28 protein-coding genes are annotated in these 26,007 nt (G+C 65.2%); 22 read left to right on the forward strand and 6 right to left on the reverse strand.

Annotated elements, in window-relative coordinates; genetic code table 11:
- Positions 1 to 88: 88 nt before the first annotated feature.
- Complete coding sequence (locus E5554_RS00540; protein WP_136185650.1) at positions 89 to 538, reverse strand: DUF1003 domain-containing protein; 450 nt, start codon at positions 536 to 538, stop codon at positions 89 to 91.
- A gap of 842 nt (positions 539 to 1,380) precedes the next feature.
- Here E5554_RS00540 and E5554_RS00545 point away from each other — a divergent pair.
- A complete protein-coding gene (locus E5554_RS00545) occupies positions 1,381 to 1,920 on the forward strand; it encodes an N-acetylmuramidase (RefSeq protein WP_136185651.1) in 540 nt (179 codons plus the stop codon).
- A gap of 14 nt (positions 1,921 to 1,934) precedes the next feature.
- On the forward strand, positions 1,935 to 2,216 hold the full coding sequence (locus tag E5554_RS00550; RefSeq protein WP_136185652.1) for a 3TM-type holin: 282 nt from the start codon (positions 1,935 to 1,937) through the stop codon (positions 2,214 to 2,216).
- A gap of 180 nt (positions 2,217 to 2,396) precedes the next feature.
- On the opposite strand, the gene E5554_RS00555 is transcribed toward E5554_RS00550, so the two are convergent.
- Positions 2,397 to 2,846, reverse strand: a complete 450-nt coding sequence (locus E5554_RS00555; RefSeq protein ID WP_026108855.1) for a hypothetical protein — start codon at positions 2,844 to 2,846, stop codon at positions 2,397 to 2,399.
- A gap of 136 nt (positions 2,847 to 2,982) precedes the next feature.
- Here E5554_RS00555 and E5554_RS00560 point away from each other — a divergent pair, with 136 nt between their 5' ends.
- Entirely contained in the window at positions 2,983 to 3,657 is a 675-nt protein-coding gene (locus tag E5554_RS00560; RefSeq protein ID WP_017499648.1) for an MnmC family methyltransferase, read from the forward strand.
- Positions 3,658 to 4,211: 554 nt separating this feature from the next.
- Here the strand turns inward: E5554_RS00560 and E5554_RS00565 are convergent.
- Positions 4,212 to 4,775, reverse strand: a complete 564-nt coding sequence (locus E5554_RS00565) for a hypothetical protein (protein ID WP_097384650.1) — start codon at positions 4,773 to 4,775, stop codon at positions 4,212 to 4,214.
- A gap of 347 nt (positions 4,776 to 5,122) precedes the next feature.
- Between E5554_RS00565 and rpsM the strand changes: the two genes are divergently transcribed.
- From rpsM to E5554_RS00610, 9 genes are all read left to right on the forward strand, one after another.
- Positions 5,123 to 5,491: a 30S ribosomal protein S13 gene (gene rpsM, locus E5554_RS00570; RefSeq protein WP_004208751.1), complete on the forward strand. Its 369-nt coding sequence runs from the start codon at positions 5,123 to 5,125 to the stop codon at positions 5,489 to 5,491.
- 77 nt (positions 5,492 to 5,568) lie between these two features.
- Positions 5,569 to 5,958, forward strand: a complete 390-nt coding sequence (gene rpsK / locus E5554_RS00575; RefSeq protein WP_004208752.1) for a 30S ribosomal protein S11 — start codon at positions 5,569 to 5,571, stop codon at positions 5,956 to 5,958.
- A 125-nt stretch (positions 5,959 to 6,083) separates the two neighbouring features.
- Positions 6,084 to 7,145 carry a DNA-directed RNA polymerase subunit alpha gene (locus tag E5554_RS00580; protein WP_004208753.1) on the forward strand — a complete coding sequence of 354 codons (1,062 nt, stop codon included), beginning with the start codon at positions 6,084 to 6,086 and terminating at the stop codon, positions 7,143 to 7,145.
- A 237-nt stretch (positions 7,146 to 7,382) separates the two neighbouring features.
- Entirely contained in the window at positions 7,383 to 7,808 is a 426-nt protein-coding gene (gene rplQ, locus E5554_RS00585; protein WP_004208754.1) for a 50S ribosomal protein L17, read from the forward strand.
- Positions 7,809 to 7,911: 103 nt separating this feature from the next.
- Positions 7,912 to 10,122 (forward strand): prolyl oligopeptidase family serine peptidase, encoded by a 2,211-nt coding sequence (locus E5554_RS00590; protein WP_136185653.1) that lies wholly within the window; start codon positions 7,912 to 7,914, stop codon positions 10,120 to 10,122.
- A 63-nt stretch (positions 10,123 to 10,185) separates the two neighbouring features.
- Positions 10,186 to 10,821, forward strand: coding sequence for a hypothetical protein (locus E5554_RS00595; RefSeq protein WP_136185654.1), 636 nt, complete (start codon positions 10,186 to 10,188; stop codon positions 10,819 to 10,821).
- 78 nt (positions 10,822 to 10,899) lie between these two features.
- On the forward strand, positions 10,900 to 11,499 hold the full coding sequence (locus E5554_RS00600; protein WP_136185655.1) for an OB-fold-containig protein: 600 nt from the start codon (positions 10,900 to 10,902) through the stop codon (positions 11,497 to 11,499).
- A 9-nt stretch (positions 11,500 to 11,508) separates the two neighbouring features.
- Entirely contained in the window at positions 11,509 to 13,224 is a 1,716-nt protein-coding gene (locus E5554_RS00605) for a flotillin domain-containing protein (RefSeq protein ID WP_136185656.1), read from the forward strand.
- A gap of 136 nt (positions 13,225 to 13,360) precedes the next feature.
- Entirely contained in the window at positions 13,361 to 13,954 is a 594-nt protein-coding gene (locus E5554_RS00610; RefSeq protein ID WP_136185657.1) for a porin family protein, read from the forward strand.
- A gap of 71 nt (positions 13,955 to 14,025) precedes the next feature.
- On the opposite strand, the gene E5554_RS00615 is transcribed toward E5554_RS00610, so the two are convergent.
- On the reverse strand, positions 14,026 to 14,418 hold the full coding sequence (locus tag E5554_RS00615; protein WP_136185658.1) for a gamma-glutamylcyclotransferase family protein: 393 nt from the start codon (positions 14,416 to 14,418) through the stop codon (positions 14,026 to 14,028).
- Between the two features lie 346 nt (positions 14,419 to 14,764).
- Here E5554_RS00615 and E5554_RS00620 point away from each other — a divergent pair, with 346 nt between their 5' ends.
- On the forward strand, positions 14,765 to 14,950 hold the full coding sequence (locus E5554_RS00620) for a PspC domain-containing protein (protein ID WP_004208760.1): 186 nt from the start codon (positions 14,765 to 14,767) through the stop codon (positions 14,948 to 14,950).
- Positions 14,951 to 15,267: 317 nt separating this feature from the next.
- On the opposite strand, the gene E5554_RS00625 is transcribed toward E5554_RS00620, so the two are convergent.
- Positions 15,268 to 16,017 (reverse strand): DUF72 domain-containing protein, encoded by a 750-nt coding sequence (locus E5554_RS00625; protein ID WP_136185659.1) that lies wholly within the window; start codon positions 16,015 to 16,017, stop codon positions 15,268 to 15,270.
- A 120-nt stretch (positions 16,018 to 16,137) separates the two neighbouring features.
- Between E5554_RS00625 and E5554_RS00630 the strand changes: the two genes are divergently transcribed.
- Positions 16,138 to 16,374, forward strand: a complete 237-nt coding sequence (locus E5554_RS00630; RefSeq protein ID WP_136185660.1) for a DUF2061 domain-containing protein — start codon at positions 16,138 to 16,140, stop codon at positions 16,372 to 16,374.
- Positions 16,375 to 16,378: 4 nt separating this feature from the next.
- On the opposite strand, the gene E5554_RS00635 is transcribed toward E5554_RS00630, so the two are convergent.
- Positions 16,379 to 17,053, reverse strand: coding sequence for a peptidylprolyl isomerase (locus E5554_RS00635; protein ID WP_136185661.1), 675 nt, complete (start codon positions 17,051 to 17,053; stop codon positions 16,379 to 16,381).
- 271 nt (positions 17,054 to 17,324) lie between these two features.
- Here E5554_RS00635 and E5554_RS00640 point away from each other — a divergent pair, with 271 nt between their 5' ends.
- From E5554_RS00640 to infA, 8 genes are all read left to right on the forward strand, one after another.
- Entirely contained in the window at positions 17,325 to 18,449 is a 1,125-nt protein-coding gene (locus E5554_RS00640) for an 8-amino-7-oxononanoate synthase (RefSeq protein ID WP_136185662.1), read from the forward strand.
- The gene (gene bioD, locus E5554_RS00645) at positions 18,446 to 19,078 is read left to right on the forward strand and encodes a dethiobiotin synthase (protein ID WP_136185663.1); all 633 of its coding nucleotides are present in this window, start codon (positions 18,446 to 18,448) and stop codon (positions 19,076 to 19,078) included. The genes E5554_RS00640 and bioD overlap by 4 nt, the downstream gene beginning before the upstream one ends.
- A gap of 107 nt (positions 19,079 to 19,185) precedes the next feature.
- Positions 19,186 to 21,228, forward strand: a complete 2,043-nt coding sequence (locus tag E5554_RS00650) for a M13-type metalloendopeptidase (RefSeq protein ID WP_136185664.1) — start codon at positions 19,186 to 19,188, stop codon at positions 21,226 to 21,228.
- Between the two features lie 204 nt (positions 21,229 to 21,432).
- Positions 21,433 to 21,837, forward strand: a complete 405-nt coding sequence (locus E5554_RS00655; protein ID WP_136185665.1) for a DUF4168 domain-containing protein — start codon at positions 21,433 to 21,435, stop codon at positions 21,835 to 21,837.
- 113 nt (positions 21,838 to 21,950) lie between these two features.
- Positions 21,951 to 23,783 carry a sodium:proton antiporter gene (locus E5554_RS00660; protein WP_037513092.1) on the forward strand — a complete coding sequence of 611 codons (1,833 nt, stop codon included), beginning with the start codon at positions 21,951 to 21,953 and terminating at the stop codon, positions 23,781 to 23,783.
- On the forward strand, positions 23,780 to 24,403 hold the full coding sequence (locus tag E5554_RS00665; protein ID WP_004208771.1) for an OmpA family protein: 624 nt from the start codon (positions 23,780 to 23,782) through the stop codon (positions 24,401 to 24,403). Before E5554_RS00660 ends, E5554_RS00665 begins: the two co-directional genes overlap by 4 nt.
- Positions 24,404 to 24,435: 32 nt before the next feature.
- Complete coding sequence (locus E5554_RS00670) at positions 24,436 to 25,725, forward strand: adenosylmethionine--8-amino-7-oxononanoate transaminase (RefSeq protein ID WP_136185666.1); 1,290 nt, start codon at positions 24,436 to 24,438, stop codon at positions 25,723 to 25,725.
- Positions 25,726 to 25,782: 57 nt separating this feature from the next.
- Entirely contained in the window at positions 25,783 to 26,001 is a 219-nt protein-coding gene (infA, locus tag E5554_RS00675; protein ID WP_003049127.1) for a translation initiation factor IF-1, read from the forward strand.
- The last annotated feature ends 6 nt before the right edge of the window (positions 26,002 to 26,007 follow it).

Here is a 26,007-nt window from a genome sequence, read left to right on the forward strand (position 1 = left end):
ACCCTCCCCATGTCGCCCCATTGGACATGCAGCCACATTGCGGGACCATGACCCACAATGTCAAACAAGACCCGGAAATGCCGGAAGATCAGCCCGCCGCCCCTGCCGTATCCCCCCTCTCGCCCGCCATCGCCAGCAGCAGGTCGATCTTGTCGTGCAGGCTGGCAATCTGCGCTTCCGATCGCAGGTTGGTCTCATAGTCGAGCCGCGCCCCCAGCCGGTCCTTGGCCGCCTGGCGGTTCTGGCTCATCATGATGATCGGCGCCTGCAGCGCGGCCAGCATCGACAGCATCAGGTTGAGGAAGATGAAGGGAAAGGGATCGAAGGCGTGTCGCGCCAGCACCAGCGTGTTCAGCAGCGCCCAGGCGACCAGGAACAGGCTGAAGCCGATGATGGAGCACCAGGAACCGCCGATCGCCGCGACGCGGTCGGCCAGCCGCTCGCCATAGGTCTGGCCGTCATCGAACAGGCGGTTGAGATCAGGGGCCTGGGGCCCGCGGCGCAGGGAGCCGACGAGAAAACGGATGGCTGCATTCATGGATCACCTCGTGCGACCGCGCCTTCGGGGCGGGCGGGTGATCCGAACCTGTCAGGTCGCCCCCATGCCCGAACGCGCGGTCTTTCGACTATGGTCGTTGTCGGACATGATTTCCTCGAAAGGATGGGCGGAATATTCCGGCTGGAACAGGATGGCCGCTAGACCCGGCACCGCGCCGGATCAATCCGCGCAATCATGAAATCTTGGTCATGTTGGGGAGGGGGGGGGCGGACTGTCAGCCTACCCTCTCCCGTTCACGGGAGAGGGAGGGGCCCGCGCCGAAGGCGTGGGAGGGTGAGGGTCTTCTGAAACAAGCCGCCCTCATCCAACTTCGCCTAACCGGCTTTGCCGGCAAGGCTTCGTATCCTTCTCCCGCCAACGGGAGAAGGAATGAGCGCTCCTGCTCGCTTCGCGCCAGGCAGCCTTCCGCCCGGAAGCGGACCAAGCGCTATCCGGGCAGCGCCATGCCGGCCCCGCCCCGACACCCCCTTTCCTACGCCCCCCCTCTCCCTGCTCTACACTTGGTGATGCGACCGAATGCGCCCGCGCCAATCGACCGGCGCGTGCCGCGTGCAAGAAAGGAGCGTGGGTGTCGCGTCCGGGGCGCGTGCCGCGCGCGGCGTTGACGCGGCACGATGGCCCAGCCCCTGTTGGACGGGACGCGTTCCAGTGCATGACCGACGCGCAGCAGAGGCGTTGCCGACGCGTTTCAGGCGCAAACGACCTCAGAAGCCCGTTTACACTGTGAACTTCGACAGACGCGCCCATGCCATTCCCCCTGTCCTACAGATAACCATATGGGATAAATGATTCGCCATCCACGAACCATGGAAGGGCCGATCATGACCATCGACACATTGCTGGACGAACTGATCGCGCGGGAGGGTGGCTATGTCGACCATCCGGCCGATCGCGGCGGGCCGACCAATATGGGCATCACGCTGGGCGTCGCGCGGGCGAACGGCTTTGCCGGCGACATGCGCCGCCTGCCGCCCGCCACTGCCCGCGCCATCTATCGCCAGCTTTACTGGGATGGACCGGGCTATGCCGCTGTCGCACAGCAAAGCATGGCGCTCGCCGCCGAACTGTTCGACACCGCCGTCAACATGGGGCCGGGGGTCGCCAGCACCTTTCTCCAGCGGGCACTCAACGCGCTCAACCGCAACCAGCGCGACTATCCCGACCTGAAGGCCGATGGCGCGATCGGCGCCCACACGCTCGCCGCGCTGCGCGCCTTCCGCACCCTGCGCGGCGCGGCCGGCGACGCCGTGCTGATCAAGGCGATCGAGGCCTTGCAGGGCGAACGCTATCTGGCGCTGGCCGAAAGCCGCCCGGCCAACGAGGCCTTTCTCTATGGCTGGCTCGCCAACCGCATCGGCTGAAGGGAGATGCGATCATGATAAGGACCGACGACATTCCTCTTCCCACCGAGCCGACCGACCTGTGGACCCAGCGGTCGCGGCCGGCCTTTCTCTACGTCATCTATGCACTGCTGCTCTGGTCGATCCCGATGGGGCTGATCTCGGGCTGGCAGCCGGAGGTGGCGGGCGCGATCATCGCGGGCATGCGCGCCTATCTCGACGCCCTGCCCGAGCCGCTCTACGCGCTCTTCGGCACCGCCTATCTCGGCTATACCGCGGCCCATGCCTGGGGCAAGGCGAGGGGCACGGAGCGCTGACAGCCTGTTTGAAAAATCGCGAAAGAGCGATTTTTCAGCGCGGTACCGGCCCGCTCCCCCGCCCAACCACCCGATCCAGTGTCATCCTGTCGGGCGGTTGGGCGGGGGAGCGGGCCGGAACCGACTTTCTCAAACAGTCTCTGAGAGCCAGAGGCGGTGCGCAACACCGCCCCTTTCGACTCAATTATTGACGTAGAAGTCGCGCAGTGCCCGCGCATCATGCAGGGCATTGTGCGGCACCCGGCTGTTGGCCGCCGCGCTGAAGCCCGCCGCGTTGATCAGTTCCAGCCGCAGCCCATAGTCGACCGCCGCCATCTGCCCCGGCCCGGTGGTCAGCAACGCGCAGAAATGGGCCAGATCCTCGGGCCAGTCGGCGATGATCACCGGATCGGAATCGCCATCCAGATAGGCGGCGATATGGTCCGCCGCCTCGATCCGGCTGAGTTCATGGTCCAGCCCCGGCGGCACATGGCGCAGATAGGGGATGACATGGCGCTCGACCCAGGGTTCGATCACATCGGGCAGCGGCAGCGACGCATAGAAATCATCGTCGCCATGTTCGGGCACCAGCGCCACGCTGATCAGCGCGCCGCCAAAGCCGTTGAATTCGGTATCGAGAAAATAACGCATGATGGGGGTGCCGATAGACCCCTGCGCCGCCGCTGGCCAGCCCATAGGCGGCGAACCGTCCATCGGGCCGCCATTGCGCAGCGGCGCGCGACCTGTCATGCGGCCGCTTTCCCCGCCCTGTTTGAGGACCATTGCCATGACACCGCGCGAATTGCTGGGCACCGCCGCCGTTCCGGGCGGGCAGGAACTGCGCCTCTATCGCCGCGGCGGCGACTTCATGATCGTGCTCGACCGCAACGAGCTGATGAGCAGCCGGATGAGCGGGTCGGAAAAGGCGCTGGCGCTGATGACGCTGGAGCGGCTGGGCAAGCGCGCCGGTCTCCACATGCTGATCGGCGGCTATGGCATGGGCTTCACGCTGCGCGCCGCGCTCGCGGAAATGGACGCAAAGGCGCAGATCACGCTGGCCGAACTGGTGCCCGAGATCATCGAATGGGCGCGCGGTCCGATGGTCGATCTGGCCGCCGGCTGCCTCGACGATCCGCGCGTGCGGCTGGTGATGGACGATGTCGCCCATGTGATCGCCGCCGGCCATGGCAGCTATGACGCGATCCTGCTCGACGTCGACAATGGCCCCGATGGCCTGACCGCCGACGCCAATGACCGGCTTTATACCAATGCGGGCCTCTCCAGCGCGATGCGCGCGCTCAAGCCCGGCGGCATATTGGCGATCTGGTCGGCGGGATCGGACGCCGCCTTCACCCGGCGGTTGCAGAATGCGGGCTTCGCGGTCGAGGAAGTCGCGGTCAAGGCGCGCGACAATGGCAAGGGCCCCCGCCACGTCATCTGGTTCGCAACCCGCCGGCGTTGAGGGGCCGTTTTAGAAAGCCGGCTCCAGCCCACTCCCCCGCCCAACCGCCCGATCCAGTGTCATCCTATCGGGTGGCTGGGCGGGGGAGTGGGCCGGCGCCGTACCGAGACATCGCCCTTTCGCCATGTCTCAAAAAAAAGCGCAACACCCCGGACATGAGAGGGGCCGCCGGGACGCAATGCCCGACGGCCCATCATGTGCATGGTCAGCGGCCGGAAACCGCCCAGAAGGAAGACAAGTTCGCGCTAAAGCCCCTGGCGGAGACGGCCTGTATGTCGGCGCTCTTGGTCTCTACACCATGAAGGGTTTGTACCGACGCTCCGGCGTCGTCAGCGGCGCGTTTCCCGAATGGACTTGACCGACCCCATTGCTGAACCATGAGACATCGGATCACCTCCTTTCGCTAATTAAGCCCGCGTGGCCGGCTTTGAGCTACCCCTCGATCGGCCACGAGACGGACTGTGAATCAGACGGATTGCAGGATCAAGACTTGTAATATTCTTTTTTGGAATCATACTCGACCGTCGGCCCGAAAAGCCTGGGTCGGCCGATTTTCAGCCCCGACATTCCTCGATCACGCGCGATATTTCGGCCCAGGCCGGCACGATCAGCGTCTCCTGCCCCTGCACCTCGACCGCGAAACGGCCCCGGCTATAGGCGAGCTGGTCCAGCACCGCGTCGCTCGCGCCGCGCACGGCGGTCAGTTGCGGCACCTGCGTCCCCGCCATCACCGCCGGCCAGCTGCTCGCGCCATAGCTTGTCCGCACCGTGATCGCCCCCTGCCCGCCGCCGGCCCGACCGAGGCTGATCCGCCGCGTCGCCCGGTCGCAGCGCAACGTCAGGCGCGGGGCAGAAGCCGACTCGCCAAACAGCGCGACCGGCCCGGCCGGATCGGCGCGATAGGTCCAGTTGCCCGGCGTCGCAGGGCGATATTGCCACTCGACCGCCGCAGGCGGTGCGGGCTGCGCCGGTGGCAAAGGCGCAGGCCGGGATGCGGGTGCCGGACGCGACGCCGCAGCCGAAGGCGGCGCGGATGGCGGCGCGACGCAGCCGGCCACCAACAGGGTCAGCGGCGCTGCAAGGGCCGGGGCGGACACAAGAAATCGGGTCAGACGCATCGCGCTTCCATGCCCGAGCCGGCCGGAGCGCTCAACCCGAAAAGGGGCAAGGCGACGGCAGAGGCGGATGGCCGACCACGACCGCCGCCGCTTGCCCCCATGCGCAACCGCTCCGTTCATCGCACGGAGAGCCTCAAAAAAGCGCCGGATATTGACAGTTTTGGGGCGAATCGATAAAGGCCGCCGTTCCCTACACGCGTAACAGCGGCAGTGCTTCCTGCACTGGCCGTCTTTTTTGCGTCTCGGGAAGCAACATCATGGCCTGTTTTTCCTTGCCAGGAAAGAGGCCCGAACGCTTTGAGATGGGGCGGCGCCTACTGCCCCGTGGAGCAGGAGATTTAAGTACCATGGCACGTATTGCGGGTGTTAACATCCCGACCAACAAGCGCGTAATCATCGCGCTCACCTACATCCACGGCATCGGTCGCAAGACCGCCGTCGACCTCGCCGACAAGCTGGGCATCGACCATGCGCGCCGCGTTCAGGACCTGTCGGACGCCGAAGTCCTGCAGATCCGCGAAGCCATCGACGCCGACCTGACCGTCGAAGGCGATCTGCGTCGCGAAACCGCGATGAACATCAAGCGCCTGATGGATCTGGCCTGCTATCGCGGCCTGCGTCATCGCAAGGGCCTGCCGGTCCGCGGTCAGCGCACGCACACCAATGCGCGCACCCGCAAGGGCAAGGCGAAGCCGATCGCCGGCAAGAAGAAGTAATCGTCGAGGGTCATGTCCTCTGGACCGACCCTCCGGTGACTTCTGCTTTTGAACGATTTTTGTAGGATTAGAGCAAAATGGCACGCGAACCCCAGCGCATTAAGCGCCGCGAACGCAAGAACATCTCGGCCGGCGTCGCGCACGTCAACGCCAGCTTCAACAACACCATGGTGACCATCACCGACGCCCAGGGCAACGCGATCTCGTGGTCCTCGGCCGGCATGATGGGCTTCAAGGGCAGCCGCAAGTCGACTCCGTACGCCGCTCAGGTGTGCGCCGAAGACGCCGGCCGCAAGGCCGCCGAGCACGGCGTCCGCACCCTCGAAGTCGAAGTCAAGGGCCCCGGTTCGGGCCGTGAATCGGCTCTGCGCGCGCTGCAGGCCGTCGGCTTCCACATCACCTCGATCCGCGACGTCACGCCGATCCCGCACAATGGTGTGCGTCCGTCGAAGCGCCGCCGCGTCTAATTAAGCTTCGCTAGAGGCTTGAAGGCGGGCGGCGGACGCGTCGCCCGCTTACCCGTTTGCATCGGCCGGAACGTCCTGATGGGTCCAGGATCTACCCGTTACGGCCACATCCCCAGGGGAAGTACATGACTGTCAACATGAAGAACTGGCAGGAATTGAAGAAGCCCAACGCCCTCGAGATCAAGCCGACCGGCGACGGCAAGCGCAAGGCGACCTTCGTTGCCGAACCGCTTGAGCGCGGTTTCGGCCTGACGCTCGGCAACGCGCTGCGCCGGGTTCTTCTCTCCTCGCTCCAGGGCGCGGCGGTCACCTCGATCAAGATCGAGAATGTCCTGCACGAATTCTCGTCGCTCGCCGGCGTGCGTGAGGACGTCACCGACATCGTCCTGAACATCAAGCAGGTCGCGCTGAAGATGGAAGGCGAAGGCCCCAAGCGTCTGCAGCTGTCCGCCACCGGCCCGGCCGTGGTGAAGGCAGGCGACATTGCCGTCGTCGGCGACATCGAAGTGATGAACCCCGATCTGGTGATCTGTCACCTCGATCAGGGCGCGACGCTGAACATGGAACTGACGGCTGACATCGGCAAGGGCTATGTCCCCGCCGTCGCCAACCGCCCGGCAGACGCACCGATCGGCCTGATCCCGGTCGACGCGCTCTACTCGCCGGTCCGCCAGGTCGCCTACAAGGTGGATAACACTCGCGTCGGCCAGGAACTGGACTATGACAAGCTGTCGCTGACGCTGGAAACCGACGGCACCGTGACGCCGGAAGATGCGATTGCCTATGCAGCCCGCATCCTGCAGGACCAGCTCCAGCTGTTCGTCCACTTCGAGGACGCGCTGCCCGCCGCTGCCCCGGCTGCCGGCCATGCCGCTGCCGCTGCGTCGGAAGGCGAAAGCGACACCAACCAGATCAACCGCTATCTGCTCAAGAAGGTGGACGAACTGGAACTGTCGGTCCGCTCGGCCAACTGCCTCAAGAACGACAACATCATCTATATCGGCGATCTGGTCCAGAAGACCGAAGCCGAGATGCTGCGCACCCCGAATTTCGGCCGCAAGTCGCTGAACGAAATCAAGGAAGTGCTGTCGTCCATGGGCCTGCGCCTGGGCATGGACATCCCCGGCTGGCCGCCGGAAAATATCGAGGAAATGGCCAAGAAGCTCGAACAGGAGCTGCTGGGCTAATCCTCCCCGAGCTTGCTCGGGGAGGGGGACCGCTCGCGAAGCGAGTGGTGGAGGGGCACGGGCCTCCAGGCGGAATGCCGGTCGAATCTTGCATTTGACGGCACCTGCCCCTCCACCGGCCGATGGCCGGTCCCCCTCCCCGTTCCGGGGAGGAACTGGGGCAATGGGCGGCGCCCCTTAATCGCTGCCTGGTCTGGGGTACCTCATCCGGCCCCTTAACGAACGAAGGAATGAGACATGCGTCATAAAGTTGGTCATCGTAAGCTTCAGCGCAGCACCGGTCATCGTACCGCCCTGCTTCGCAACCTGGCTGCCTCGCTCATCAAGCATGAGCAGATCCTGACCACCACGCCGAAGGCGAAGGAACTGCGTCCCTACGTCGAGAAGCTGATCACCCTCGCCAAGAAGGGTGGCCTGTCCAACCGTCGTCTGGCCGATGCCCGCCTGAAGGACGATGCGCAGCTGACCAAGCTGTTCGAAGTCCTGGCCGAGCGTTACAAGGATCGCAACGGTGGCTACACCCGCGTGATCAAGGCCGGTTTCCGCGCTTCGGACGCCGCTCCGATCGCGATCATCGAGCTGGTCGACCGTGACGTCGATGCCAAGGGCCAGGACTCCGGTCCGGTCAACACCGTCGACGAAGACGAATTCGAAGCCGCCTGATCGCGGTTCCACCGGTAACGGTGGATAGACGATAGTCGAACAGGCCGCGGCTTCATCCGAAGCCGCGGCCTGTCTTCTTTTCAAGGATAATAGGGTCGAGAGGATGCGCGCGCTTCGCCGCCTGATCTGGCCGCTGCCGGCCCTGCTGGCAGTGATCGCCGCCGCGCCGGCCTCTGCTGTGACTGCCGCTGCCTCGGGCGATGCCACCCCCGCCGCGATCGACGCGACGCCGCCGGACAACGGCCTCCATTACCCGCTCACCCGCCGCCAAGATCTGGTCGAGGATCATTTCGGCGTGAAGGTGACCGATCCCTATCGCTGGCTGGAAAATGACGTCCGCACCGATCCCGCCGTGCGCGACTGGGTCGGCCGCGAAAATGACCTGACCCGCCGTTATATTGACGACCTGCCCGGCCGCGACGCGCTCAAGACGCGGATGCAGGCGCTTTTCGCCCATGGCCGCTTCACCGTGCCGCGCAAGGCCGGCACCCGCTATTTCTACGGCTATAACAAGGGGCTGCAGAACCAGACCCCGCTCTATGTCCGCGAAGGGCTGGCCGGTGAACAAAGGCTGCTGCTCGACCCCAATCGCTGGGCCAGGGACGGCGCGAGCGCGCTGGCCGAATGGACGCCCTCGCCCGACGGTCGCTTCCTCGCCTATGGCGTGCAGGATGCCGGCAGCGACTGGCGCACCCTGCGCGTGCTGGACGTCGACAGCGGCAAGATCCTCGACGACAAGGTCGAATGGGTCAAGTTCTCGCAGACCGCCTGGGACGGCCGGGGCGAGGGCTTCTTCTATTCCCGCTATGCCGCGCCGGTCGACGGCGAAGCCTATCAGTCGACCAACAGCGACCAGCAGCTTTATTATCATCGCATCGGCACGCCCCAGGCGCAGGACCAGCTCATCTATGCGACGCCTGATCGCCCCGGCCTCAGCCACACCGCCCAGGTCACGAGCGATGGCCGCTGGCTGATCGTCAGCAGCTTTGCCGGCATGGACCCGCGCCGCGAACTGCATGTCGCCGCGCTCGACGGTGGCCCCGTCAAGCTGCGGACGCTGGTCAAGGGCCTCGCCAATGACTGGCGCCTGATCGGCAGCCGGGGATCGACCCTCTATTTCGTCACCGACCGCAAGGCCGCCCATATGCGGCTGGTGATGCTCGACGCCCTGCGGCCGGGGCGCAGCGAAAAGCCGCTGGTGGCCGAACGCGCCGATACGCTGGCCGGCGGATCGCTGGTCGGCAACCGCTTCATCCTCGCTTACATGACCCAATCGGAAACCGTCGCCGAACTGGTCGAGCTGGACGGCCGCAAGGTCGGCGACGTGCCGCTACCGGGCATGGGCACCGCCGCCGGTTTCGGCGGACGCGATGGCGACCCGGAAACCTTCTTCTCCTTCTCCGGCTTCGTGACCCCGGCCAGCATCTATCGCTTCGACACGGCGAGCCAGCAGACCCAGCTCTTCGCCCAGCCCGACCTGCCCTTCAATCCCGCCGATTATGGCGTCGAACAGGTCAGCTACCCCTCGAAGGACGGGACGCTGATCCCGATGACGATCCTGCGCAAGAAAGTGCTGGCCGACCATGCACAGGCGGTGCCGACCATCCTTTATGGCTATGGCGGTTTCAACATCGCGCTGACACCGGGCTATTCGGCGACCCGCATGGCCTGGCTGGAACAGGGCGGCGCCTATGCCATCGCCAATCTGCGCGGCGGCGGCGAGTTCGGCAAGGCCTGGCACGATGCCGGGCGCGGCGCCAACAAGCAGAATGTGTTCGACGATTTCATCGCCGCCGCCGAATATCTCAAGGCGCAGGGCTATACCCCCAAGGATGGCCTGGCGATCGAGGGGCGCTCCAATGGCGGCCTGCTGGTCGGCGCGGTGGTCAACCAGCGGCCCGACCTGTTCGCCGCCGCCCTGCCCGCGGTCGGCGTCATGGACATGCTGCGCTTCGATCGCTTCACCGCCGGCCGCTATTGGGTCGACGATTATGGATCGCCCGACAATGAACGCGACTTCCCCCTGCTCTATGGCTATTCGCCCTATCACAACATCTTGAGCGGCAAGGATTATCCGGCGATCCTGGTGACCACGGCGGATACCGACGACCGGGTCGTGCCGGCGCACAGCTTCAAATATGCCGCCGCGCTGCAGGCCGCGTCGATCGGCGACAAGCCGCATCTGCTGCGGGTCGAGAATCGTGCGGGCCATGGTGCGGGCAAGCCGATCGACAAGCTGATCGAGGAATATGCCGACAGCTATGCCTTTGCCGCCCATTTCACCGGGCTCGACATCCGACGCGAGCCGGACTGAGCCCATTCAGCCTCTGGACAGCCCGACGCGGCTATGGCTCTGTCCATCGCAGGAGACAGGCAGATGATCGGGAACAGGACGCGGTGGATGACGGGTGCGCTGGTCGGCGCAGGACTGCTGCTGGGCAGCGTCGCTCCGGCACAGGCCCGGCCCCGCTATGACGATCGCTACTGGCATCACCGCCATGATCGCGGCAATGGCTTCGGCTTTGGCGACGCGGTCGGCATTGCCGCGCTGCTCGGCGCCGCCGTGGTGGTCGCCAATTCCGTCTCCAAGGACCGCAAGGACGCACGCGGGGCCGATGCCGACAACCGCCCCTATGCCGACAATGACGCCCCGCCCCCGACCGGCGGCACCGATTATGGAGCGGATGCCGGCAACGGGGATGTCTACAGCCCCGAATCGTCCGCCCGCGCGGATGATTTTTCGGACGTCGCTGCCACCAACCAGAGCAATGACCAGCTGACCGACGCCTGCGCGCTGGCCGCGCGGGACGAGGCGCAGGGCCAGGCCGGCTATGCCGAAATCCGGCACATCGACGAGCCACGGGCGACCGCCGACAGCTATAATATCGATGGCGAGGTCGAAACCCGCGCCAGCTATCGCGCCACCGAAGGCACCACCCGCCGCTTCACCTGCGCGATGAAGGACGGCCGCGTGGCAGAGGTCTATCTCAGCCGCGACGTGGCGATGCACTGAACTAAGACAGCGCGTCGCTTTATCCTGTCCCGGCGTCACTTCGTCGGATAGCATCGCCTCCGAATCAGGGGGTTATGGGTGGCAGTCTTTCTTCTCGCGCCGGAAAATATCGTCTTCGTATCGGCCCTGCTGCTGATGCTGCTGATCGGTGGCGTCCAGGCGCTGGGCCTGGCCGGCGACGCCGATCTCGATCTGGATGCGGATGCCGACCTGCTCGGCTGGCTGGGCTTTGGCCGCCTGCCGCTGCTGGCGCTGATCGCCTTGTTCCTCACCTGCTTCGCCGTCATCGGCCTGCTTGGCCAGCAGGCGGCGCATGACCTTCTGGGTGCGATGCTGTCGCCCTGGATTGCGGTTCCGGCCGCCGGCGTCGCCGCCCTGCCCGCCACCGGCCTTGCCGCCCGCCTGCTCGCGCCGCTGCTGCCCCGCGATCACAGCACCGCCATTCCGCTCGACCATCTGGTCGGTAGCCGCGCCCGCATCGTCACCGGCCGCGCGACCCGCGGCTCCCCCGCCCGCGCACGGGTCGAGGATCATCATGGCCAGGCCCATTATGTCATGGTCGAGCCCGACAATGACGGCCAGGTGCTGGAGGAAGGCGAGACCATCCTGCTGGTGCGCCGCGAAGAGCATCTGTTCCGCGCCATCTCGCATGGCGACCATTATCTGCCCCGTCTCTAGGAGAGAGTCATGAATCTTCCCGCCGTGCAGGAGAGTTTTTCCATCCTGCCCTATGCGATGATCGCCGGCAGCGGCCTGCTCGTCCTGATCGTGCTGGGCATCGTCATCGCCCGCCTCTACAAGCGCGCATCCAAGGAAATCGGCTTCGTCCGCACCGGCTTCGGCGGGGAAAAGGTGGTGATGAACGGCGGCGCGCTGGTGCTGCCGATCTTCCACGAAACCATGCCGGTCAACATGAACACCGTCCGCCTGGCGGTCGAACGCAAGAATAGCGACGCCCTGATCACGCTCGATCGCCTGCGCATCGACGTGAAGGCGGAATTCTATGTCCGCGTGAAGCCCGATGCACAATCGATCGCCACCGCCGCGCAGACGCTGGGCATGCGCACCATGAATCCCGAAGCGCTGAAGGAACTGGTCGAGGGCAAGTTCGTCGACGCGCTGCGCTCGGTCGCGGCCGGCATGACCATGAATCAACTGCACGAACAGCGCGGCGATTTCGTGCAGAAGGTACAGCAGGTCTCCTCGGTCGACCTTGCAATGAACGGCCTCGAACTGGAGAGCGTTTCGCTGACCGGCCTCGACCAGACCTCGATCGAACATTTCAACGCCAACAACGCCTTCGATGCCGAGGGCCTGACCAAACTCACCGAGCAGATCGAACTGCGCAAGAAGTCGCGCAACGACATCGAGCAGGAAACCCGCGTCCAGATCGAAACCAAGAATCTGGAGGCCGAGCGCCAGTCCCTGCTGATCGCCCGCGACGCCGAATTTGCCCGGCTGGAACAGGAGCGCGAGGTCGAGATGCGCCGCGCCGCGCAGATCGCCGAAGTCGCCCGCGAACAGTCGCTGCGCAGCCAGGAAGCCGACCAGGCCCGGATCGAGGCGAAGAAGCTGGTCGACAGCCAGCAGATCGAGGCCGACCGTGCCGTGCAGCAGGCCAAGATCGCCCAGGCCCAGGCGCTCGAACTGGCGCGCCAGGAACAGCAGATCGCGGTCCAGAACAAGAGCCGCGAGGAAAGCCAAGCCAAGGCCGAAGCCGACGAGGCCCGCGCCAAGGCGGTTGCCGCCGAAGAGCAGGTGCAGACCAGCCGCGCGACCGAGATCGCCGAACGCACCAAGCGGATCGAGCTGATCGACGCCGCGCGCGAGGCGGAGCGTGCCGCCATCCAGATCCGGGTCGAGGCGGAAGCCGAGAAACAGGCGGCTGCGGACCGGGCCGAAGCGCTGCGCGTGGCGGCCGAAGGTGAGGCCGAAGCCGCCAAGCTGCGCGCCGAGGCCGATCGCGTCCGCTTCGAAGTGGAAGCCGCCGGCCAGCGCGCAGTCAACGAGGCAGCGAACCTGCTGTCGTCCGACCAGATGTCGCTGCAGACCAAGCTCGCCTTGCTCAAGGTGTTGCCCGACCTGGTGCGCGAAGCGGCCAAGCCGATGGAATCGATCGACTCGATCAAGATCGTGCAGGTCGACGGCCTCACCGGCCAGGGCGGCGGCGCGGGCGCGGACGGTCTGGTGAGCGTCGGTGGCGACCAAAATCTCGCCAGTGCCGCGGTGTCCGCCGCGCTGCGCTACCGCGCCCAGGCGCCGGTGATCGACGGGCTGATGAAGGAACTGGGCCTCGACGGTTCCAGCCTCGACAGCCTGGTCAAGAGCGCGGTCGATCCCGCACCGGTGGCGCCCGTCATCGTCGAGAAGATCCTGCCGAAGATGGACCAGCCCCAGGACTGATCCTCCCGCATTGCCACATCGGCCGGCCCGGATTGTCTCGCGATGCGAGACAGTCTGGTGCGCCGCCGCCGGCTTATCATGCCCGCCCATTTCCCTATTTCGAGCCCATCTCGAACAAATGGGAAAAGGGATAGACATGATGAGAAACATGATCGGCACCGCGGCAGCCATCGGCCTCGCCCTCGCCTGCGGCACCGCCCATGCCGAAAGCTTCCAGGGCCCCTATGTCGGCGTCCAGGCGGGCTGGAACCGCGACAGCATCGGCAGCGCCAACAGCGATGTCGGCCGTCTCGATATGCGTGAATCGCGCGACGCCTTCTTCGGTGGCGGCTTTGCCGGTTATGATCATCAGCTTACCGACAAGATCGTGGTCGGCGTGGAGGCCGGTTTCGACATCGCCGCCGATGACGCATCCCGCGTCGGCGGATCGCTGATCGATCCCAATTACAGCTTCGATATCGGCGCGCGCGCCGGCTATGTCGTCGGCGGCAACACCCTGCTCTATGTCCGGGGCAGCTACGAGAATATGCGCGGCCGTATCGCGCTCAGCGATGCCAGCGGCACCCTTTCGGGCCATGACAGTTTCGACGGCTGGGGCGTGGGTGCCGGCGTCGAGCGCTTCGTCGCCGACAAGGTCACCGCGCGTATCGAATATCGATATAGTGACCTTGGCGACGGCGGCAAGTTCGACCGGCACCAGACCCTGGTCGGCCTCGCCTATCATTTCTGATCGTCAGCCGGGACGGGCAGGCGCAAGGTAGCGCTGCCCGTCCAGAGGCCAGAGCCATTCATTCCAGCGGATCAGCGCGCCGCCAGATAATCGCCGCTGGCGATCACCCGATGTCCGGTAATGGACAGGGCGTACAGATAGACCCAGGCCGTGACAGGCCCATCCGCCGTTTCCACCAGACAGCGTTCGCGCCGATATTCATGCGGCTGCGGATCGTCGGACGTGCATTCCTCATAGGCGTCGAGCCGCGCCAGCATCCCCTCCGCATCGGGTAGCGCGAACAGGTCACCATATACGCGCCCCACCTCCCCCGGCACGAAACCGGGATAATCCGCCACCTGATAGAGTTTGCCGCCGATCCAGCCGGCCCCGATCCACTCGGCGCGATCGGCTAGCCAGTGCGCCATCGGCCCGTCAAAGCCCGGTCGCAGTGTGCCATAAACGAAAAGCAACGGCCTATTCATTACCCACCTGCAACTTTCACCGATTGACGGCAAATTTTCCCAACCATCGGATTTTTTCGCATGGCGAAAAAATCGGCGACTGAGGAAAGCCCACGGATTTCCGCCAAAAATCGAAACTGGCACGCCGCCTGCAATATCGTCTGGCATCAAGGCCGGGCGGTCCGGCCAGGAAATATCTAGGGAGTGAGTATCATGTCCATCGCCAAGTTCCAGAGCGTCGCCCTTGCCTTTGTCGGCGCCGTCATCTTCGCCAGCCTGTTCGTCGGCGCGGCGGTTCCGGTTGCCCCGATCGCCTGATCGGGCAACCGCCCCTTTCCCATCACAGATATTATTGAAGGCCAGATCCATGAACAACAGCTTCACCCTCGACCGCCGCAACGCGAAGATCATGGGCGTGTGCGCCGGCATCGCCAACCGCACCGGGCTGGATGTCACGCTGATCCGCGTTGCCCTGGTGCTGCTGACCTTGTGCGCCCTGGGCCCGATCGGCGTCGTGGCCTATCTGCTCGCCGGCTGGCTGGCTGAGGGTTGATCCCTCGCCGCCGCCGGAAGGCAGGGTTTCCGGATACAAAAACGCCGCCCCGGCATATGCCCTGGGCGGCCTTTTTATGCCCCGCATCGACGGGACAAGGATGAGCGCGATCTGCGCTTAAGCGTACAGCACCGAGTAGAAGGTCAGCATCTGGACGCTGACCGCAACCACCAGCGCAGTCGCCTGAAAGGCCTGACGCATATTGGACTCCATCATTGGAACGACATCCCGGATCGGGATGCAGCGCCATATGATGATTTCACATTATTGTAACAATCGCAAAGCCTGACATGCCAATTGCATCAAACGCAATTATGTCACAGCTGTTGCTCCAGAGCCATGATGGTCGCGCGCGCCGCCGCCGGGTTCCGGACCTTGGCGCCGCCGATGTAGAAGAGATAGGCGTCGCCCTGCGCCGCCTGCGCCTTTGTCCGATCGGCCCAGCCGGCGATGTCCGTCGCGGTATAGCCGGTCTCCTCTTCCTCCCGGCTGCGCATCAGCCGGCTGTAGGAAAAACCGACATCATGGCCGGTGATTGCCGGATAATCGGCATGATCGGCCAGCACCACCGCCACGCCCGCGTCGCGTGCCAGCGCCAGGAAGGCCGGGTCATCGAAGCTTTCATGCCGCACCTCCAGCGCATGGCGCAGCGCCACGCCATCGACGCTGGCCGGCAACAATTGCAGAAAGGCGCCGAAATCATCGGGGTCAAACTTCTTGGTCGGCATGAACTGCCACAGGATCGGCCCCAGCCGGTCGCCCAGTTCGACAATCCCCTGCTGGACGAATTTCTGGATCGCCTCGCCCGCCTCCGCCAGCACGCGGCGATTGGTGCAGAATCGCGACGCCTTGACCGCAAACTGAAAGCCGTCGGGCACCGCCTGCGCCCAACCGGCAAAGGTCGCCGGCTTCTGGCTGCTATAATAGGTGGCGTTGATTTCCGTCGCGGTCAGTTGCACGCCGACATAGGCCAGTTCATCCTTCTGGCGCATGCCGACGGGATAGAAGCTGCCGCGCCAGGGTTCATAGACCCATCCGCCGATCCCGACCCTGATCCGTCCCGTCATGAAGATCCTCCCTGCGCCATATTGATCGCCCGGAACGATCAGAGCCAGCGGGAAAAGCCATTGGCGATTATTGCGAACAATTCTTAATTATCGAGCAACAGATTTCAAAGGGGTTCCGCCATGTCGCTCGATCTCATCAAGACCGCCACCTATTTGTCGATCCACCTGACCATGGGTTTCACCGTCGCCTATCTGATGACCGGATCGGTCGCGCTGGCCGGCGGCATCGCGCTGGTCGAACCGATGGTCAACGCGGTCGCCTTCTTCTTCCACGAACAGGCCTGGAAGCGCTTCACTGCCCGGCCGCCGCGCAATGCCGGACGCGACTGGATGCGCGGTCAGGCAGCGATCGCCTGATCCCTCACTTCTTCGGGCGCGGCTTGGCGCGCGGGATCAGCCAGGGCTTCACCTTGCCGGTCGGCCGCGCCTTTCCGTCCAGCCGTCGCACATGCCGGATGATGATCGGCTTGACGATCATCTGCCCGCGCATCGGCCCCGTGCCGCAACAGGTCGGCACCGCCAGGATGCGACGCACCACGTCCATGCCGGCCACCACATGGCCAAAGGCGGCATAGCCGATCGAACTGCCCTGCGCGTCCATCCTCGGCGTCGGGCCTACCGTGATGAAGAAATTGCCCGATGCCGAATTGGGCCGGTCGGGCCGGGCCATCGACAATGTCGCGTCGAGATGCCTGATCCCGGTCTGGCTGGTCGGCTCATGCCGGACCGGCGGCAAGGCCCGGCGCAGGTCGGTATCGATCCCGCCCTGGATCAGCCCATATCTGGGATCGCTCTTGCGCCGCGCCGCCCGGTAGAAGACCGTGCCGTCGAGCCGCTGGTCGTCGGCATAGGCCAGGAAATTGGCGCTGGTCAGCGGCGCCCGGCGCTGGTCGAGCGCCACGATGATGGTCCCGACCGACGTATCAATCGCCACGCGCGTATAGCCGGGGGTCGGCCGATTGGCAGGCTGGGCATTGGCCAGACCGGGTAACAGGGCGAACAGGAAGACGGCAAGACGGCAGGCAACGGAACGCATCGAGACGGGGTACTCGTCGGGGAGGGAGGATGCCGAGGCTATCGACCGCGCAGCGCGGACGCAACCAAGCAACAGGGCGCCTGCCCTTTGCCGATATGCCGCTTATGCTGTCCTACAGCATGTCACCGCCCTATATTGCCCGGCCTTGGCGATCGAACAGCTTTGTAACGAAATTTCCCACATTTGAATGAAGATGACAAAATGTGCGGGAAATGTGCGAAGTTAAGCGCTTGCTTGCCCGGCTCGGGGCGCGGGCCTATAGCCCGCGGCCATGAGCAGCGAACCCTTCCGCACGCAACTCGCCGCACTTGAATCGCGGGGGCGCCTGCGCCACCTGATCCCCCGCGCCGGGCGTGATTTTGTCTCCAACGACTATCTTGGCCTCGCGTCCGATCCGATGATCGGCCAGGCCGTGGCCGACGCGGTCGCGCGCGGCGTGCCGGTCGGCTCGGGCGGCTCGCGCCTGCTGCGCGGCAATGCCCCCGAACATGAAGGACTGGAGGCCAAGGCCGCGGAATTTTTCCGCACCCAGGCATCGCTGTTCCTGGCCAACGGCTTTCTCGCCAACATGGCGCTGTTCGCGACCCTGCCACAGCGCGGCGACCTGATCGTCGCGGACGAACTGATCCATGCCAGCGTCCATGACGGCATCCGCCTGTCGAAAGCGACTGCGGTCTTTGCCCGTCACAATGACCTGCAGAGCTTCGCCGACCTCATCACCGCCTTCCGCGCCGAAGGGGGCAAGGGGCGGATCTGGATCGCGGTCGAAACGCTCTATTCGATGGACGGCGACATGGCGCCGCTCGGCGATCTCGCCAAGCTCGCCGCCACCCATGATGCGATGCTGCTGCTGGACGAAGCCCATGGCACCGGCGTCTTCGGTCCCGGCGGGCGCGGCCTGTCGGCCGGCCTCGACGGGCTGCACAATGTCATCACCCTCCACACCTGCGGCAAGGCGATGGGCGTGGAGGGCGCGCTGATCTGCGGCCCGCGCATCCATATCGACTATCTCATCAACCGCGCCCGCCCCTTCATCTTCTCGACCGCACCTTCGCCGCTGATGGCGGTCGCTGCTTCCGCCGCGATCGACCGGATCGAGACCGCCGACAATCGCCGCGACCGGCTGGCCACATTGCGCCAGGACGCAGTGGAAGCGATCTGCGCGCCGCTCGGCCTGCCCCGTCCGCGCAGCCAGATCATCCCGCTGATCCTGGGCGAGGATGCGCGCACCATGGCCGCCGCCGCCGCCTTGCAGGAGGCCGGCTTCGACGTGCGCGGCATCCGCCCGCCGACCGTGCCCGCCGGCACCAGCCGGCTGCGCATCTCGCTCTCGCTCAATGTCGGGCGCGCCGACGTGATCGCGCTCGGCGACGTGCTGCGCCGGGTCGCCCGATGACCCGCCTGATCGTCACCGGCACCGATACCGACATCGGCAAGACCGTCTTCGCCGCCGGCCTCGCCGCGGCGCTTGGTGCCTATTATTGGAAGCCGATCCAGGCCGGCGTCGATCCGCAGGGCGACAAGGAACGGGTTGCCACCCTGTCGGGCCTGTCGCCCGAACGTATCCTGCCCGAAGCCTATCGCCTCGCTACGCCCGCCTCTCCGCATCTCGCCGCACGGATCGACGGCGTGGACATCTCGCTCGATCGCCTGGCCCTGCCCAGGGTCGACGGGCCGCTGGTGGTGGAAGGCGCGGGCGGCGTGCTGGTGCCGGTCAGCGAAAGCCTGCTGATGGCGGACCTGTTCGCCTATTGGGGCCAGCCCGCGATCCTGTGCGCCCGCACCGGCCTTGGCACGATCAACCACAGCCTGCTCAGCATAGAGGCGCTGCGCGCGCGCGGCGTCCATGTTGTCGGCATCGCCTTCATAGGGGATGCGCATGAGGAGAATGAGCGGATCATCCCGCACATCGCCGGCGTGCCCAGCCTGGGGCGCCTGCCGCTGCTCGATCCGCTCGACCGGGACAGTCTGGCGGCCGCCTTCAGGGCACACATCCATCTTCCCGATAATTTCAACGGCCGATAATTTTCGACCAACGACATGGACATGCCGCTTTGACGGGCGTTGAACTGCCCGCCAGAACGGACAGAGTGAATGACGTCCGATCCAGACGAAGCAAGGGAATAGCCTTCATGAAGTTCCTCCTGATGGGCGCTGCCGCCACCGGCCTCGCGCTCGCCGCGACCGTGGCCCATGCCGACCAGCCCGCCACCACGACCGCCGCTGCCCCGGCCGCAAAGCCGACCTATGGCACATACGGCTTCGACACCGCCGGCATGGATGCCTCGGTCAAGCCCGGCGACGATTTCTATGAATATGCCAACGGCACCTGGCTGAAGAACACGCCAATCCCGGCGGACAAATCCAACTATGGCGCCTTCACCGTGCTGGACGAGCTGTCGCAGAAGCGCACCCGCGAGATATTGGACGGCGCCAAGACCGATCCCAGCAGCAAGATCGGCGTCGCCTATGCGACCTATCTGGACTCGGCCGCGGTTGAGGCGAAGGGCCTTGCCCCGATCAAGCCCTGGCTGGCCGAGATCGGCGCGGTCAAGGATCTGAAGGCCTATGCCGCCCTGTCCGGCAAGGCGGCGCGCGCCGGCGTGCGCGGCCCGTTCCGCTTCTATGTCGGCCAGGACGACAAGGATCCCGAAACCTACATCCTCTCGATGATGCAGGGTGGTCTGGGCCTGCCCGACCGCGACTATTATCTCGACCAGAGCGAGAAGATGGCGGCGATCCGCACCGCCTATGTCGCCCATCTCGAACAGATGCTGACCCTGCTGGGCGAACCCAATGCCAAGGCGCGCGCTGCCGCGCTGATGGCGTTCGAGACCGAGATCGCCAAGGTCCACTGGACCCAGGTCGACAGCCGCGACGCGGACAAGACCTATAACAAGATGACCCTCGCCGCGCTGCAGAAGGCCGCGCCCGGTTTCGACTTCGCCGCCTATTTCGGCGCCGTTGGCCTCAAGCCCACCGACCTGCTGGTCGCCCAGCCCTCCGCCGTCACCGGCGAGGCCGCGCTGATCGCGAAGGCGCCGATCGGCGTGCTGAAGGACAGCCTGCTGCTGCGCAGTGTCCACAGCTATGCCGATTATCTGCCCGATAGCATCGCCAGCGCCGATTTCGCCTTTTTCGGCACCACCCTGTCGGGCACGCCCGAGCGCGAGGAACGCTGGAAGCGCGGCGTCACCTTCCTCAAGGAATCGCTGGGTGAGGAAGTCGGCAAGGTCTATGTCGCCAAATATTTCCCGCCCGAAACCAAGGCGGCGATGGACCAGCTGGTCAAGAATGTCCTGTCGGCCATGGGCCGCCGCATCGACGGCCTGCCGTGGATGAGCGACGAGGCCAAGGCCCGCGCCCACAAGAAACTGGCCGCCTTCACGCCCAAGATCGGCTATCCCGATCGCTGGCGGGACTATAGCGGCCTGACCATCAAATCGGGCGACCTGTTCGGCAATGCGATGCGGTCGAACCAGTTCGACTTCGACTATAATATCGGCAAGCTGGGCAAGCCCATCTATCGCTGGGAATGGGGCATGACCCCGATGGAGATCAACGCCTATGCCAATTTCGGCATGGTCGAGATCGTCTTCCCGGCCGCCATCCTACAGCCGCCCTTCTTTGACCCGAATGCCGATCCGGCGGTCAATTATGGCGGCATCGGCGCGGTGATCGGCCATGAACTCAGTCATCATTTCGACGACCAGGGCGCGAAATATGACGAGACCGGCAAGCTCAACCAGTGGTGGACCGATCAGGACGTCGCCAATTTCAAGGCACTGACCGCCAAGCTCGGCGCCCAATATGACGCCTATGAACCCTTCCCCGGCGCGCATGTGAAGGGCGCCTTCACCATGGGCGAGAATATCGGCGATCTGGGCGGCCTGGCCGTCGCGCTCGACGCCTATCATGCCTCGCTGGGCGGCAAGGCCGCGCCGGTGATCGACGGCATGACCGGCGACCAGCGCTTCTTCCTGGGCTGGGCACAGGTGTGGCGCCGCAATTATCGCGAGGCTAATCTGCGCCAGCGCCTGGTCACCGATCCGCACGCGCCGTCGCAATATCGGGCCGACATCGTGCGCAATTTCGACGCCTGGTATGATGCGTTCAAGCCCGCGCCGGGCGGCAAGATCTATCTCGATCCCAAGGATCGGGTGAAGATCTGGTAAGCAGAATCGGGAAGGGCCGCTCATCGGGCGGCCCTTTTTCGTTGCGGCATGGAAATGAGGGCCGCGACCGATCGTTTCCCCTTCGCGGCAGGCTGACGGGAACTTTTCCGCCATCTTTCTAATGCCACGCTTCATCCTGTCCGGACTTTTCCCCCGCCTGCTTTGTCCACAGCTTTGGGCGGTAGCAAAGCCAAGGAGAAGCACATGACGGGTCTCAACCTTTCGAACATCATCAAAACCGGTGTCGCGTCCGTCGCGCTGCTGGCAGCCTATTCCGTGTCGGCCCAGACGCCCGCTGCCCCGGCCGCGTCGGCCCCCGCCGCCAGCAACTTCAGCGATGCCGATATCAAGCAGTTTGCGGCCGCCGCCGTGGAAGTGACCAAGATTCAGTCGGACAATGCGATTGCCGCTGCTGAAAAGCAGCCCAAGATGCTGGCCGCGCTGCAGTCGAAGGGCATTCCGCCCGAAAAGTTCAACGCCATCGGCCAGGCTGCGGCCGCCGACCCGGCCCTGCAGCAGCGGATTCAGGCTGCCGCTGGTACGCCGGCACCGGCCGCGCCCGCCAGCCCGGCGACCCCGGCTGATCCGGCAACCCCGCCGCAGCAATAAGCATATTTGCCATGGGAATGGCGGGTTCTCCCTTGCCCGCCATTCCCGATCTGCGATCCGGTTCCCCAGATCGTTGAAAATAAAGGGGGTGACCATGGCGGCCCCGCCTGTCTATGGTCCCGGCCATGCATGAACAGGCCCTTGTAATCGCGCTGATCGGCATATTGGGCATCGGCGCCCAATGGATTGCCTGGCGCACCGGCTGGCCCGCCATCGCCCTGATGCTCGCCGCCGGCGTCATCGGTGGCCCGGTGACCGGCCTTATCGATCCCAAGCTCACTTTTGGCGAACTGCTCGAACCCATGGTGTCGGTGGCAGTCGCCCTGATCCTGTTCGAAGGCGGGCTCAGCCTCAATTTCCGCGAATTGCGCAAGACCGATGGGGCCGTCACCCGGCTGGTGGTGCTGGGCGCACCGATCGGATGGATATTGGGCGCGCTCGCCCTTTATTATGTCGCGGGCCTCGTCTGGCCGGTGGCGATCCTGTTCGCGGGCATCCTTGTGGTGACCGGGCCGACCGTGGTGCTGCCGCTGCTGCGCCAGTCCAACGTCGCCGCCCGGCCGCGCGCGATCCTCAAATGGGAAGCGATCGTCAACGATCCGGTCGGCGCGCTGCTCGGCCTTGCCACCTATGAATATCTGCGCCGGTCGAGCGAGGGCAGCACGCTGGCGGCCGTCATCCTGTCGCTGGTGGCCGCCGCCATCATCGCCGGCCTGATCGGCTGGCTCGCCGCCCGAGCGATCGGCTGGGCGTTCCAGCGCGGCCATGTGCCGGAATATCTGAAGGCCCCGATCCTGCTGGTGGCGGTGATCGGCGTGTTCGTCCTCTCCAACCTCATCCAGGCGGAAACCGGCCTCGTCACCGTGACGGTGATGGGCGTTGCGCTCGCCAATATGAAATTCGATTCCCTGCGCGACATCCAGCCGTTCAAGGAAAATGTCACCGTCCTGCTGATCTCGGGCGTGTTCGTGATCCTGTCGGCCTCGCTCGACCTTGATGTGCTGCGCCAGTTCGAATGGCGCTTCCTGGCCTATCTGCTGGTGCTGCTGTTCGTCGTCCGCCCGGCGACGGTACTGCTCAGCCTCGCTTTCTCACCGGTCCCCTGGAACGAACGGCTGCTGGTCGCCTGGATAGCCCCGCGCGGTATCGTCGCGGTTGCCATTTCCGGCCTGTTCGCGCTGCGGCTCGATCGGCTGGGCTATGGCGACGGCGCGATCCTTGTCACCCTGTCCTTCTCGATCGTGGTCGCGACCATCCTGTTCCATGGCTTCTCGATCAAGCCGGTCGCCCGGCTGCTCAAGGTCACCGGCGCGCAGGACAAGGGCCTGCTGCTGGTCGGCGCCACGCCCTTCAGCCTCAGCCTTGCCGCCCAGTTGCGCCAGCTGGAAGTGCCGGTGATGATCGCGGACAATAGCTGGCAGCGTCTGGCCCCCGCCCGCCATGGCGGTATCCCGACCTATCATGGCGAGATATTGGCGGAGGCGACCGAGGAGCGGCTGGACCTGGCCCAATTCCAGGTGCTCGCCGCCACGTCGGAGAACGAGGCCTATAACGCGCTCGTCTGCAATGAGTTCGCGCCGGAAGTGGGGCGCGACAATGTCTATCAGCTGGGCGACGCCAGCGACGATCATGATCCGCGCGCGCTGCCGGAATCGCTGCGCGGCCGCGCGCTGTTCGACTCCGGCCTCGGCGTCGAGGAAATCATGATCCGCGAGGATGCCGGCTGGACCTTCCGCAAGACGCGGATCAGCGACCAGTTCGATTTCGAGGCGGCCAAGGCCGACCTGCCGGCCGATGCCGATATGCTGCTGCTGCTCCGCAAGAACGGCACGATGCGCTTCTTCACCCATGCGTCGCGACCGACGCCACAGCCGGGCGACACGATCCTGTCCTATGTGCCGCCCGCATCAAAGACCCGCAAGAAACCGGAAGGAGAGGAGGAATGAGGAGGCTCGCCCCCGCGCTGGCCCTGTGCGTCATGCTGGCGGCCTGTGATCGGCCCGCAGGCAATGCTGTCGATAACGTAGCCAACGCGGCCAATGTCGCCGACAATGATATGGCCGCGAACGAGGCGGATAATGCCGCCGAGCCGGTCCGCTCGATCCTGCGCCCCGAAGTGGCCGAACCCGAAGCGCCGAAGATCGAACCACTCGACGCCACCATCGCTTTCGGCACGTCCGGGCTGAAGCTGGACGATGCCGCCCGCGCCGCGCTCGATACGCTGGTCGAAACCCCGGCGATCAAGACCGGCGGGGCGATCACGTTGCGCGGCCATAGCGACAGCAAGGGCAATGACGGCGACAATCGCGTAGCCTCCCGCATCCGGGCCGAGGCGGTCGAGGCCTATCTGGTTGAAAAGGGCATCGCCAAGGATCGGATCAGCCTGATCGCGCTGGGCGAAACCCGGCCGGTCGCGCCCAATGCCAAGGAGGATGGCAGCGACGATCCCGAAGGCCGGGCAAAGAATCGCCGGGTCGACATCCATGTCGCGGTGCCCACGGTCGTGGTGCCGACGGCGGCGGTGTTGCCCAGCATCTCGCCGGTGGATCGCAAGGACAAGCCATAGCCTTGGCCGCCGATCGGGCGTAGGGGATGCCGATGACCTCTCCTGTCTGGCACCCCTTCACCCAGCACGGCCTCAACGAGCCTATTCCCCATATCGTCCGGGCGGAGGGCGCTACCCTCCATCTGGCCGACGGCAGCAGCCTGATCGATGGCATTTCCAGCTGGTGGGTGACGACCCATGGCCATTGCCATCCGCGCATCGCCGCGGCCATCGCGCGCCAGGCTGGGCAGCTCGATCAGCTGATCTTCGCGGGCTACACCCATGAACCGGCCGAGGCGGTCGCGCGCGGCCTGGTCGATCTCATGCCACAGGCGCCGGGGCGCGATCCCCTGGCCCATGTCTTCTTTTCCGACAGCGGATCGACCGCAGTGGAAGTCGCGCTCAAGATGGCGCTAGGCTATTGGCATAATCGCGCGCTCGACGGGCTGGACGAAGCGCGCAGCCGCATCCTGGTGCTGGAACATAGCTATCATGGCGATACGATCGGCGCGATGTCGATCGGTGAGCGCGGTGTCTATAATGCCGCCTGGACGCCCTTGCTGTTCGATGTCGGTACTATCCCCTTCCCGCATCCTGGTCGCGAGCAGGAGACGCTTGCCGCACTGGAGATGGCTTGTGCGCAGCAGCCGGCGGCCTTAATCGTCGAGCCGCTGATCCTGGGGGCAGGGGGGATGCTGATCTATCCGCCGCATGTGCTGCGGGCGATGGCGGATATCTGCGCGCGCCACGATGTGCTGTTCATCGCCGACGAGGTGATGACCGGCTGGGGTCGCACCGGCACCCTGTTCGCCTGCGAACAGGCCGGCGTGGTGCCTGACATCATGGCCGTGGCCAAGGGGATTACCGGCGGCGCCATCCCGCTCGCCGCGACGCTGGCGACCCCGCGCATCTTCGAGGCGCATCGCTCGACCGACCGGGCGCGGCTCTTCTACCATTCGTCCAGCTACACCGCGAACGCGATTGCCTGCGCCGCTGCCGCTGAAAATCTCGCCATCTGGGCCGAAGAGGATGTGCGCGGACGGATCGCAGCACTGGCGCAGGGCATCGCCGATCGGCTGGCCTCGCTGGCCGGCCACCCCGCCTTTGCCAACCCGCGCCAGATCGGCGCGATCATGGCGATCGACCTGATTGCGGCCGATGCCGGTTACCTCTCCGACCTCGCCCCGCGCCTGCGCGCCTTCTTCCTGGAACGCGGCCTCTTGCTAAGGCCGCTCGGCAACACCATCTACCTGATGCCGCCCTATTGCATCGATGCGCAGCAGCTCGATGCCGTCTTCGCGGCCCTCGTCGCAGCCGGTGATTATTTCGGTTCTGCGTCCTGACTTCCATTTTCCACGTTTTGGCGCTATGGCGGCGCGATTTTTCGATTCTGGGATATTATGGCCAAAGAAGAACTGCTTGAAATGCGCGGACAGGTTGTGGAGCTTCTCCCCAACGCCATGTTCCGCGTGCGCCTTGAGAATGATCATGAAATTCTCGGCCACACCGCTGGCAAGATGCGCAAGAACCGCATCCGCGTGCTGGTCGGTGACGAAGTGCTGGTCGAACTGACCCCCTACGACCTGACCAAGGGTCGGATCACCTACCGCTTCAAATAAGCCGCA

Origin of the sequence: Sphingobium sp. PAMC28499, from assembly GCF_004795815.1 — a bacterium.
Classification (GTDB): domain Bacteria; phylum Pseudomonadota; class Alphaproteobacteria; order Sphingomonadales; family Sphingomonadaceae; genus Sphingobium; species Sphingobium yanoikuyae.

Excerpts from the sequence above, each read along its gene's own strand:
- E5554_RS00540 (WP_136185650.1), bottom strand. The coding sequence starts at position 538 with ATGAATGCAGCCATCCGTTTTCTCGTCGGCTCCCTGCGCCGCGGGCCC.
- E5554_RS00545 (WP_136185651.1), top strand. The coding sequence starts at position 1,381 with ATGACCATCGACACATTGCTGGACGAACTGATCGCGCGGGAGGGTGGC.
- E5554_RS00550 (WP_136185652.1), top strand. The coding sequence starts at position 1,935 with ATGATAAGGACCGACGACATTCCTCTTCCCACCGAGCCGACCGACCTG.
- E5554_RS00555 (WP_026108855.1), bottom strand. The coding sequence starts at position 2,846 with ATGCGTTATTTTCTCGATACCGAATTCAACGGCTTTGGCGGCGCGCTG.
- E5554_RS00560 (WP_017499648.1), top strand. The coding sequence starts at position 2,983 with ATGACACCGCGCGAATTGCTGGGCACCGCCGCCGTTCCGGGCGGGCAG.
- E5554_RS00565 (WP_097384650.1), bottom strand. The coding sequence starts at position 4,775 with ATGCGTCTGACCCGATTTCTTGTGTCCGCCCCGGCCCTTGCAGCGCCG.
- rpsM (WP_004208751.1), top strand. The coding sequence starts at position 5,123 with ATGGCACGTATTGCGGGTGTTAACATCCCGACCAACAAGCGCGTAATC.
- rpsK (WP_004208752.1), top strand. The coding sequence starts at position 5,569 with ATGGCACGCGAACCCCAGCGCATTAAGCGCCGCGAACGCAAGAACATC.
- E5554_RS00580 (WP_004208753.1), top strand. The coding sequence starts at position 6,084 with ATGACTGTCAACATGAAGAACTGGCAGGAATTGAAGAAGCCCAACGCC.
- rplQ (WP_004208754.1), top strand. The coding sequence starts at position 7,383 with ATGCGTCATAAAGTTGGTCATCGTAAGCTTCAGCGCAGCACCGGTCAT.
- E5554_RS00590 (WP_136185653.1), top strand. The coding sequence starts at position 7,912 with ATGCGCGCGCTTCGCCGCCTGATCTGGCCGCTGCCGGCCCTGCTGGCA.
- E5554_RS00595 (WP_136185654.1), top strand. The coding sequence starts at position 10,186 with ATGATCGGGAACAGGACGCGGTGGATGACGGGTGCGCTGGTCGGCGCA.
- E5554_RS00605 (WP_136185656.1), top strand. The coding sequence starts at position 11,509 with ATGAATCTTCCCGCCGTGCAGGAGAGTTTTTCCATCCTGCCCTATGCG.
- E5554_RS00610 (WP_136185657.1), top strand. The coding sequence starts at position 13,361 with ATGATGAGAAACATGATCGGCACCGCGGCAGCCATCGGCCTCGCCCTC.
- E5554_RS00615 (WP_136185658.1), bottom strand. The coding sequence starts at position 14,418 with ATGAATAGGCCGTTGCTTTTCGTTTATGGCACACTGCGACCGGGCTTT.
- E5554_RS00620 (WP_004208760.1), top strand. The coding sequence starts at position 14,765 with ATGAACAACAGCTTCACCCTCGACCGCCGCAACGCGAAGATCATGGGC.
- E5554_RS00625 (WP_136185659.1), bottom strand. The coding sequence starts at position 16,017 with ATGACGGGACGGATCAGGGTCGGGATCGGCGGATGGGTCTATGAACCC.
- E5554_RS00630 (WP_136185660.1), top strand. The coding sequence starts at position 16,138 with ATGTCGCTCGATCTCATCAAGACCGCCACCTATTTGTCGATCCACCTG.
- E5554_RS00635 (WP_136185661.1), bottom strand. The coding sequence starts at position 17,053 with ATGCGTTCCGTTGCCTGCCGTCTTGCCGTCTTCCTGTTCGCCCTGTTA.
- E5554_RS00640 (WP_136185662.1), top strand. The coding sequence starts at position 17,325 with ATGAGCAGCGAACCCTTCCGCACGCAACTCGCCGCACTTGAATCGCGG.
- bioD (WP_136185663.1), top strand. The coding sequence starts at position 18,446 with ATGACCCGCCTGATCGTCACCGGCACCGATACCGACATCGGCAAGACC.
- E5554_RS00650 (WP_136185664.1), top strand. The coding sequence starts at position 19,186 with ATGAAGTTCCTCCTGATGGGCGCTGCCGCCACCGGCCTCGCGCTCGCC.
- E5554_RS00655 (WP_136185665.1), top strand. The coding sequence starts at position 21,433 with ATGACGGGTCTCAACCTTTCGAACATCATCAAAACCGGTGTCGCGTCC.
- E5554_RS00660 (WP_037513092.1), top strand. The coding sequence starts at position 21,951 with ATGGTCCCGGCCATGCATGAACAGGCCCTTGTAATCGCGCTGATCGGC.
- E5554_RS00665 (WP_004208771.1), top strand. The coding sequence starts at position 23,780 with ATGAGGAGGCTCGCCCCCGCGCTGGCCCTGTGCGTCATGCTGGCGGCC.
- E5554_RS00670 (WP_136185666.1), top strand. The coding sequence starts at position 24,436 with ATGACCTCTCCTGTCTGGCACCCCTTCACCCAGCACGGCCTCAACGAG.
- infA (WP_003049127.1), top strand. The coding sequence starts at position 25,783 with ATGGCCAAAGAAGAACTGCTTGAAATGCGCGGACAGGTTGTGGAGCTT.